Genomic DNA, 4580 nt, shown 5'->3' on the forward strand with positions numbered 1-4580 from the left:
CAGTTGGTAATAAGGGCTGGATGAGAGCCCATGCTTCATCGGAAAAATCGTAACGAGCCATAGTTCAATGTGTTGTGGAAACAGGCAGTTACTATAGCTCAGGTGATTAAGGGACACAGCCTAGGTCTAGGCTGCCGAGTTCGAGGATCACCTGTTGCTTTTCAATCTCAACGCGAATACCTTATTAACTCGACCAGCGACATGCCGATTGGGTTAGGGGGGAAGATCGAACGGGTGGCAAATACGCCCATGCGGGCATTACCGCCTAGGCGCGGGGGCCTGACTGTTGAGTGTCAGCTGCCCTCGATCGTCTGATAGAATACAAAAAGCAGCTACAGATGGCTGAACTCTTCGAGGTGGTGTATGGCTTCCGGGTAGTTATACGGCGCTGCGAAGTGGAGTTCTCCACCACTATCCTGAGCCAAACTAGATTGGTGGGGAACGGCGAACTTTTTCTTCTACGGAGAGTGGATCACACCAATCTGGGAGAAGGAGAACGCACTCATTGATTGCTGACTTTCAGCGCGGGGCTCTGGCAAATCGCCTGACGATAGCAACCCTGAGCACCGGTGACGATCTCACATTTGCGCACTAGCACCGCGTTGGCTTTTATACCGGATGCCCAGATCTGCATACGTTACGGTGCGGTGGCGAGATTCGGTGGTGAGTCCTGTGAGCGGCTTTGGAAATCGTCGCCATACACTCACCTAGGTCACGGAAATGCTTGCTCACTAGGTCACCAGCTTCGGTATACGGTTTTACCGGGGCAGGGTGTGGCAGGTTTCGCCTAGGAAGCATCGTTCTGCATTGACTGCAGAAAAGGTTTAATAGGCTCATAGGGCTTAGGGAACAATGAACACCCTGTCAGCGTCAGCGCTAACAAACACATGGGAAAATCCTCATGATCGATCAAGTGGCGTTATTGAAGCAAGCTGGGAGGAAAATAACAAGCGGAGAGCATCAGGCAGGCACATCTGGCAATATCTATTGAGCTGCGGGCAGCTGGCGCTGCCCGCATGCGGCTGATTACCAGCCTTTTACTGCGCCACCGTTAAACACTTTATTTGCGGCGTCATTGACTTCGTCAGACTGGTAAGCCTGCACGAATTTCTTCACGTTTTCCGCATTTTTGTTGTCTTCGCGTGCCACGATCAGGTTAACGTAAGGGGAGTCTTTGTCTTCAATAAAGATGCCGTCTTTCGCTGGAGTCAGGTTAATCTGGCTGGCGTAAGTGGTGTTGATCACTGCCAGAGCGATCTGCTGATCGTCCAGTGAACGTGGCAGCTGCGGTGCTTCCAGCTCTACCAGCTTCAGGTTTTTCAGGTTCTCAACCACATCCAGTGAGGTTGGTAGCAGGCCAACGCCATCTTTCAGTTTGATCAGGCCCACTTTCTGCAGCAGCAGTAGGGAACGGCCGAGGTTAGTTGGGTCATTCGGGATAGCAACCTGTGCGCCGTTCTGCAGTTCGTCCAGAGATTTGATCTTCTTGGAGTAACCCGCGATTGGATAAACAAAGATGCTCCCCACGGAAACCAACTTGTAGCCACGATCTTTAATTTGCTGATCGATGTAAGGTTTGTGCTGGAAGGCATTGGCGTCAATATCGCCATTGCTCAGCGCTTCGTTCGGCAGTACGTAGTCGTTGAAGGTAACCAGCTCAACATCCAGACCGTATTTCTCTTTCGCCACTTTGGCCGCCACTTCAGCAACCTCTAGCTCAGAACCGACGATCACACCAACCTTAATGTAGTTTGGATCTTTCTCTTTCTGATCGCATCCGACTAACGCTAAGGTACCAATCAGAGCGCCTACTGCGGCAAATGTTATAAAATTAAAAGACATATCCCTTCCTTGAATGTAGATAGAAATTACTGTTGTGTTTACTTGTGGGTGACCGTACGTACGATGCGATCGCCACAGACCTGAATCAAATACACTAAAACAACCAGCAGGACTAATACCGTGTTCATCACGGTAGCGTTATAGCCGATATAGCCATACTGATAGCCAATTTGACCCAGACCGCCTGCGCCGACGGCACCACCCATTGCTGAATAGCCGATCAGGGTAATCAGAGTAATAATAGCGGCATTCACCAGACCCGGCAGTGCTTCCGGCAGCAGAACCTTGCGGACAATCTGTAATGGGGTGGCCCCCATTGCGCGGGAAGCTTCGATTAGACCGGTTGGCAGCTCAATCAGCGCATTTTCGACCATGCGGGCAATAAAGGGTGCAGCGCCAACGGTCAGCGGCACGATAGCGGCCTGCAAACCAATGGAGGTGCCGACGATAATGCGCGTAAACGGGATCATCCAGACCAGCAGGATAATGAACGGAATCGAGCGGAAAATATTTACCGCAGCGGAGAGCACGCGATACAACTTAGCATTCGCCACAATCTGACCCAGTCGAGTGACATAGAGAAGAACGCCTGTTGGCAGACCCAACACGAAGCCGAAAAAGCCAGAGACAAAGGTCATTATTAGCGTTTCCCAAATGCCCCGGACAAGTAACCATATCATTGCCTCAGACATAACCTAACACCTCTACTTTTACATGATGCTCGTGCAGGAAAGCGATGGCTGCCTGAATGTCGGCTGCCTCACCGTGGATCTCCGCCAGCATGATGCCAAACTTCACACCACCGGCGTAATCCATCTGCGCGCTAATGATATTGTTGTTAACGTTAAAACGGCATGCTGACTCAGAAAGCAGTGGCGTATCGACGGACTGACTGGTAAATTCTAGGCGCAGCAGAGGGACGGTGGTGGCACTCGCTTCTAGCGATAGGCGCTTGAGGTAGTCTTCCGGAATGTCCAGATGCAATGTTGACTGAATAAACTTCTGCGCCAGTGGCGTCTTCGGATGGGAGAACACTTCACTTACGGTATCCTGCTCAATCAGTTCTCCGTTGCTGATGACGGCCACGCAGTCGCAGATGCGTTTCACCACATCCATTTCATGGGTGATCAGTAGGATGGTAATGCCCAGACGACGGTTGATATCTTTCAGCAGTTCGAGGATTGAGCGCGTGGTTGCCGGGTCCAGCGCGCTAGTGGCTTCATCACACAGCAGCACTTTGGGATTGGTGCCCAGCGCACGGGCAATGGCCACGCGCTGTTTCTGGCCGCCGGAAAGATTGGCTGGCCAGGTGTCATGCTTGTCTGACAGGCCGACCAGCTCGAGCAGTTCACTGACGCGCGCTTTGATTTCGGCTCTGGACAGGTTGCCCAGCTCAAGCGGCAGCGCGACGTTGCCGGCTACGGTGCGTGAGTTCAGCAGATTGAAGTGCTGGAAAATCATACCAATCTGGCGGCGTGCCAGCGTGAGCTGCCCTTCTGAAAGGGTAGTGAGGTCCTGACCATCAACTAGCACGCTACCGGAAGTGGGGCGCTCCAGCAGATTAACGCAGCGGATCAGGGTACTTTTACCCGCACCGGATGCGCCGATCACGCCATAAATTTGTCCGGCGGGAACGTGCAAGCTGACATCTGACAGCGCTGTGATAGTCCATGAACCCTGCTGGAACACTTTGGTGATATTTGAGAGTTTTATCATTGAGTTATTTATTATCGTGATGGGAATTATCCGTGGCGTAAATGATCAATCCATCCCGCGCTTCCGTGACTGCGAGTAAATGTTAAGGCATCCAGATGTCTAAATCAATCGAAGTCATTCAAACTGCCATTCTCTACTTTTCAGGCAACCATGCGATACTCTAGGGCAAATTTTGTAGCAGGAGTTACTACGTGGTTGACAAGATTCCCGCAATTTTTCTTGATCGAGACGGCACTATTAATGTCGATTACGGTTATGTCTCTGAAATCGATAACTTCAAGTTTATCGATGGTGTCATTGATGCCATGCGTGAACTGAAAAAGATGGGCTTTGCGCTGGTGCTGGTGACTAACCAGTCCGGCATTGCCCGTGGCATGTTTAGTGAAGATCAGTTTATGCAGCTGACAGAATGGATGGACTGGTCATTGGCCAGCCGCGATGTCGACCTCGATGGCATCTATTTCTGCCCGCATCATCCCGAAGCAACAGTAGAAGGGTTACGTCAGTCCTGTGACTGCCGCAAACCTCAGTCGGGAATGTTGCTTACTGCTCAGCAGGAGCTGAACATTGATATGGCTTCTTCTTGTATGGTTGGCGACAAAATAGAAGACATGCTGGCGGCGAAAGCTGTTGGAGTGGGTAAAAAAGTATTAGTGCGTAGCGGTAAGCCCGTCACTGCTGAAGACGAAGCCGCAGCCGATTGGGTGCTAAATAGCCTGAAAGAGCTGCCGGCACGTATCAAACAGGGTTAAAAAGCAGCGTTTCGCGTGAACTTTCATCAGGCAGTAAAAAAAAGTTAAGATTACTGCTTGCGTTCTCGAAGTTCCTGTCTATAATGCGCCTCGACTGATACTGAACAATGGCTTACAGGCCAGCGGCTGAGGAGGTTCAGGAAGCATCTAAACCGCCGGAAAAACTTCTCAAAAAGAAGTTGACTCTGAAAGAAGAAAGCGTAATATTCGCCACCTTGCGACTGATACCTCAGGTACTGCTCGGGACGCTCTTTAACAATTTATCAGACA

4 protein-coding genes and 2 pseudogenes are annotated in these 4580 nt (G+C 50.9%); 1 reads left to right on the forward strand and 5 read right to left on the reverse strand.

Going from position 1 to position 4580, the window contains the following annotated elements; all coding sequences use genetic code 11:
- Positions 1-121: 121 nt before the first annotated feature.
- The 5 genes and pseudogenes from tsaA to metN all read right to left on the reverse strand — a co-directional run.
- A pseudogene (tsaA, locus tag BBW68_RS16125) lies at positions 122-506 on the reverse strand (tRNA (N6-threonylcarbamoyladenosine(37)-N6)-methyltransferase TrmO); the annotation flags it as partial.
- Positions 503-889: pseudogene (gene rcsF / locus BBW68_RS06930) on the reverse strand (Rcs stress response system protein RcsF). The pseudogenes tsaA and rcsF, both read right to left, overlap by 4 nt.
- Positions 890-1026: 137 nt before the next feature.
- Positions 1027-1842: a MetQ/NlpA family lipoprotein gene (locus BBW68_RS06935; protein ID WP_070134564.1), complete on the reverse strand. Its 816-nt coding sequence runs from the start codon at positions 1840-1842 to the stop codon at positions 1027-1029.
- Between the two features lie 38 nt (positions 1843-1880).
- Positions 1881-2534 (reverse strand): methionine ABC transporter permease MetI, encoded by a 654-nt coding sequence (locus BBW68_RS06940; protein WP_070134565.1) that lies wholly within the window; start codon positions 2532-2534, stop codon positions 1881-1883.
- Positions 2527-3558 carry a methionine ABC transporter ATP-binding protein MetN gene (gene metN, locus BBW68_RS06945; protein ID WP_070134566.1) on the reverse strand — a complete coding sequence of 344 codons (1032 nt, stop codon included), beginning with the start codon at positions 3556-3558 and terminating at the stop codon, positions 2527-2529. The genes BBW68_RS06940 and metN overlap by 8 nt, the downstream gene beginning before the upstream one ends.
- Before the next feature lie 191 nt (positions 3559-3749).
- On the opposite strand from metN, the gene gmhB reads away from it, so the two are divergent.
- Positions 3750-4310, forward strand: a complete 561-nt coding sequence (gene gmhB, locus BBW68_RS06950) for a D-glycero-beta-D-manno-heptose 1,7-bisphosphate 7-phosphatase (RefSeq protein ID WP_070134567.1) — start codon at positions 3750-3752, stop codon at positions 4308-4310.
- Positions 4311-4580: the final 270 nt, after the last annotated feature.

The sequence above is a fragment of the Candidatus Erwinia dacicola genome (assembly GCF_001756855.1).
Classification (GTDB): domain Bacteria; phylum Pseudomonadota; class Gammaproteobacteria; order Enterobacterales; family Enterobacteriaceae; genus Erwinia; species Erwinia dacicola.